Annotated in this window: 7 protein-coding genes; all 7 read right to left on the bottom strand. The window is 52.7% G+C overall.

Translation table 11 applies throughout. The features are described from left to right. The coding region (locus ACPLUI_RS12135) for a RecB family exonuclease (RefSeq protein ID WP_424660518.1) at nucleotides 1-467 on the bottom strand (467 nt) is incomplete at its 3' end. Next, a complete protein-coding gene (locus ACPLUI_RS12130; protein WP_424660517.1) occupies nucleotides 464-754 on the bottom strand; it encodes a hypothetical protein in 291 nt (96 codons plus the stop codon). The genes ACPLUI_RS12135 and ACPLUI_RS12130, both read right to left, overlap by 4 nt. Nucleotides 755-775: 21 nt before the next feature. Further along, nucleotides 776-1,093, bottom strand: coding sequence for a hypothetical protein (locus ACPLUI_RS12125; protein ID WP_424660516.1), 318 nt, complete (start codon nucleotides 1,091-1,093; stop codon nucleotides 776-778). Beyond that, nucleotides 1,090-2,118 carry an ATP-binding protein gene (locus tag ACPLUI_RS12120; protein WP_424660515.1) on the bottom strand — a complete coding sequence of 343 codons (1,029 nt, stop codon included), beginning with the start codon at nucleotides 2,116-2,118 and terminating at the stop codon, nucleotides 1,090-1,092. Before ACPLUI_RS12120 ends, ACPLUI_RS12125 begins: the two co-directional genes overlap by 4 nt. A gap of 87 nt (nucleotides 2,119-2,205) precedes the next feature. Continuing rightward, nucleotides 2,206-2,658, bottom strand: a complete 453-nt coding sequence (locus tag ACPLUI_RS12115; RefSeq protein ID WP_424660514.1) for a single-stranded DNA-binding protein — start codon at nucleotides 2,656-2,658, stop codon at nucleotides 2,206-2,208. Nucleotides 2,659-2,754: 96 nt separating this feature from the next. Next, nucleotides 2,755-3,132, bottom strand: a complete 378-nt coding sequence (locus ACPLUI_RS12110) for a hypothetical protein (RefSeq protein WP_424660513.1) — start codon at nucleotides 3,130-3,132, stop codon at nucleotides 2,755-2,757. Between the two features lie 429 nt (nucleotides 3,133-3,561). Next, nucleotides 3,562-3,708, bottom strand: a complete 147-nt coding sequence (locus ACPLUI_RS12105; protein WP_424660512.1) for a hypothetical protein — start codon at nucleotides 3,706-3,708, stop codon at nucleotides 3,562-3,564. Nucleotides 3,709-3,989 lie beyond the last annotated feature (281 nt).

Here is a 3,989-nt window from a genome sequence, read left to right as displayed (position 1 = left end):
TGGTTAATTGACCAGGCGTATAGTCCTAGCTGATGGTTGTCCCTAGGGTTGTATGTTGCGCGGTTTGTTTTCCAGTCTATTAAAGTCGCCCCGGCAGGGTCCTCCCACCAGAGATCTATGTACCCCTGAAGCACCGGGGAACCCGGACCATCAAGTGGTAGCTCGAAATGCTCCTCAACGTGCCCCCCGACAAGCGCCAGTTCTCTCACCTGTTCTACTGCCGGGTGCTTTGCAAGTTCCATAACCGTTTCCGGGTCGAGAGGCAGCACGGCTTCCGCGCAGGCCCGAACTGCAGCGTCCGCCAGCGTCGCAGAAGAATCGGTCAGTACCTCCTGAATAACCCGGTGGACTGCCTTACCCTGTTCCTGGGCCTCCGTGGGCTCCTCCGGCAGCTCCAGAATGTACTTTTTATAAAATGCCCAAGGGCATTCTTTGTATTTTGCAAGGCGGCTGTACGAAAAAATCATGCACCTTTTCCTCCTTTTACGACCAGATACAATTCCAGCAGGGGAGCGGCCACGTGCAGGAGCTCCCGCTCCACCTTCACGTCGTCCCCTTCCAACACGGCTTCAGTCAGGTGCCCTGCGTGGACGGCAACTATCATGGCCCATTGTTCAGGCATTATTTGCGGCACCGCGTTTTCGTCACCCTCATGCATGAGGCGGTTTATCTTAACCTGCTTGAGGGCACTTTGCAGAAAACTTCTCAAAACTTCCTCCGACATAGTGCGTAAGCGCGGGTCGTTAATACCCACGCCCCCCCTCCTTATCCAGTTTTAAGCACTAAGAACCTTTTCGATTTCCTCCGGCACCGTTCCGGGCACCGGTATCTCCACCCAGTCCGGTCGCAATACAACCGGCCTGCGGACCGCAACCACCCTCTCCGGCACCGGTTCCCACCAGCGCCACTCCCGATAAAGCCTGGCCGCCTCTCTGACATGCCAGCACTCATTCCGGGAGGGACAGATGTGCTCCACTTCCAGGTGGTCCCTCACCTGACGGACCAGCACCGGGTAGAAGGTCTCCGGAGAGGAGCGGGAGAGGCAGGCCAGGACCAAAGCGTTCCCGGCCTGCCAGGCTCTTGCAATTATCACGCCACTTCACCCCGGGCATCTTCCACCACCCGGAATCCTGTGACAACCACGCCTTTCCCTTTTTCCTCCAGCACCACTTCCAGAACCGTTCCGGGAGAAATGTCGGCTATCCCAACTTCCCCGTTGGCTGCCCAGGCGGTGACCACCTGGTTGTTTTCGTCCTGGAGCGCTACCCGGACCAGAGGTTTCCCGTTATGGTTGCCCTTTTCGGCCTTAACGAGACGGAAGGTACGAGTTTTACTGTCATTCCCGCCGTCACCTGAACTGTCGCGGCCCGATTCCTTCTGCCCGGAAGATTCCTGCATCCCTGGCTTTTTTCCGGATGGCTGCGTGGTTTTTTCTGGAGTCCCCGATTTGAGCCACGCCAGTAGCTTCTTTCCGGTATCTACAGAAGGACGGAAAGTTATACCGTCAAACATAGAGGTGCGATCCTTGGTGGCAACTGCGGTGTGGGTAAGGTCCAAATCCAGAAAAACGGTGAACTCATACTCCATACCGTCCCTCTGGACCGGTGCCATCCCCACTTTTTGCACCCTGGCTTTTCCACCGTCCTGTACCTGGACATATTCGGTCTTGGAGCGCATTGTGGCAATGATATGGCACTTCGACTGGAGTATGGTATCCACCAGTTCGTTGTGGAGCGGGGTGACATGCCTCCAGGCGGCCCAGGAGTTCTTTTCCTTGGCCGCCACCGCGTCGTGGATTTCCAGTACTCCGCCCGGTCCGGCCCAGGCATGGGAGAGGCTGTCGATGATAATTACATCGTACCCGGCAGATTCAGCGGCCCGTATGGCATCAATGTATTTCTGCGGCGTGAACGGGGTTTCCAGGCAGCATACGTCGTAGTCCCCCAGGTGGGAGTACAGTTCCGCGCTGGAACGCTCAGTGTCGAGCACGGCAATTCTGCCGCCCAGCCCGAAGGCAATCAACAGCGCGCTGTACGTTTTACCGGAGCCTGCAGGTCCAGCCAGTGCCAGCCGCAATTTAGCTTGCTTTCTCTCCGCTTTGCGGAATGTGATGGACATAAAAAACACTCCTTTCGCGGTTTTAAAAATGAAAAAGCCCGCTTCCCTTTGTAGAAAAAACGGGCTTTGGGAACCGAAAAGCGGTTATTAAAACGGCAAGTCGTCTTCGTTGAAAGGAATTTCGTCCCCGGTTAAGTCATCTTCAGGTGCATGTTCACTGGCCTGCTTCTTACCATACTGGGGCTCTTCCTCCGGCCACGGCGGGGGCTCTATACCCTTTCCTTTCCCGTCGGGCATGAATATCACCCGCTGGCAGATAACCTCCGCAGCCTTACGCCGCACCCCCTGGCTGTCGTCATAGCTACGGATCTGCAGGCGCCCCTCCACGGCCACGAGCCGACCTTTACCCAGATACTTCCGGACGTTTTCGGCCTGCTCCCGCCAGACCAGGCAGTCAATAAAATCCGCCTGTCTTTCAGCTTCGCTGTTTGCAGGGCGGTCCACCGCCAGGGTAAACCGGCAGACGGGTATTCCCTGGGGAGTATACCGGAGTTCAGGATCACGCACAAAACGGCCGATCAAAATTACTTTGTTTAACATTTTCTCGCTCCTCTCAATTTTTTGTTTCTTAAAAATAATAAATCCCGGTTACATGAACAACCGGGTTTTGGACCTGGATATCATACTTCTTTTTAATTAATTTGTAGCGCGCTCCGTGTGACGGTTTACCGGCTGGTATCGTCCCGTGAGGTGATGCAGTTTCTGGAGATATACCAGGTTAAGGCGCCTGGCGGCCTGGTATTTTTGGGCCATGTGTATAAGCGCATCATACAATGCAACATTCAGCTCAAATAACTGCTTGATATCCAGAAGTTTTTCTTTTTCCTCTAAAGCAGCAAGTTCAGCTTTGAGACGGGCGTTTTCCGCCCCAAGGAACTCTAGCTCATCCTGAAAGGGCTCATTTGAACTGCTGGCCACTTCGTGCAGGACGGCATCTTTTTGAGGGATTTCCTGAAGCGCCCTGCAGACTGTGACCTCTTCCCCCACCATCAATTTCCTGTTCCGGATCTGCATTTATCCTCCTTTCCACACCCGCCGGCCAGGCAGCCAGCGAGTGACCGCCGTTTTCCCCCGGCGAAAGGAAGATTAAAAAAGCCCGCAGGTTGTCTCGTGCGGGGTTTTGGGACCGAAGAGTTTAAAAAGGCTTACAAATTGTCGGTAGATGTTTAAAAGATCTTCAGGTTGAACTTTACCAATTTTGATAGCAGATTTGATATGCACCCCATACGGCCGTGATAGCCAAACTTTCGAGGGAAAACTTTAGACCTGCCTCTTGCCAGTTGATTATCTGATATTCGTGTTCTCGCGTTATTCTCTTTGAAGATATGCTCAATACAATAATTTGACCGGCAGCAAGCAAGTTTTCTCTGCTTATAACTACTGCCGGCCTGATTTTTGAAACCAGTTTCTTCGTCCGCCCACGGAAACGGAATCAGAACGACGTCACCGAAGTTGACGGTACATTTCTTCATATACCCGGTCAACCTCCCTGTTGTCCCAATCGTCCCAAATTTCCTCTTCGTAGGATTTTTCCTTTTTTACCAGGTCCGGTAACTTAGAAATATTCCGGATTATTTCGTCTGCGGTCATATCAACCACCCCTGATACCATTATAATACTTACACACCTGCCTTTCCTATAGCTTTCTTTCCTTGTCAGGTCCATAATTTTTTCTTGACTGACATGCGCAAACTCCCCTCATTTAACAGCGTGAACCAACAGATTGTAGAAAAGAGTCAAAACCCCGACCATAACTGCCACTTGACCCGCCCAGAAGAGAAACATCCATCTGGTGAGTTCTGCTCTTACGGAAGCGATTTCTTTGACAAGTTCTGTCTTTACTGAGGCAATGTCGGTTTTTATCTCAGAAC

Origin of the sequence: Desulfofundulus sp., from assembly GCF_049701015.1 — a bacterium.
Lineage (GTDB): Bacteria > Bacillota > Desulfotomaculia > Desulfotomaculales > Desulfovirgulaceae > Desulfofundulus.
This window is presented reverse-complemented; position numbering and strand designations above follow the sequence as displayed.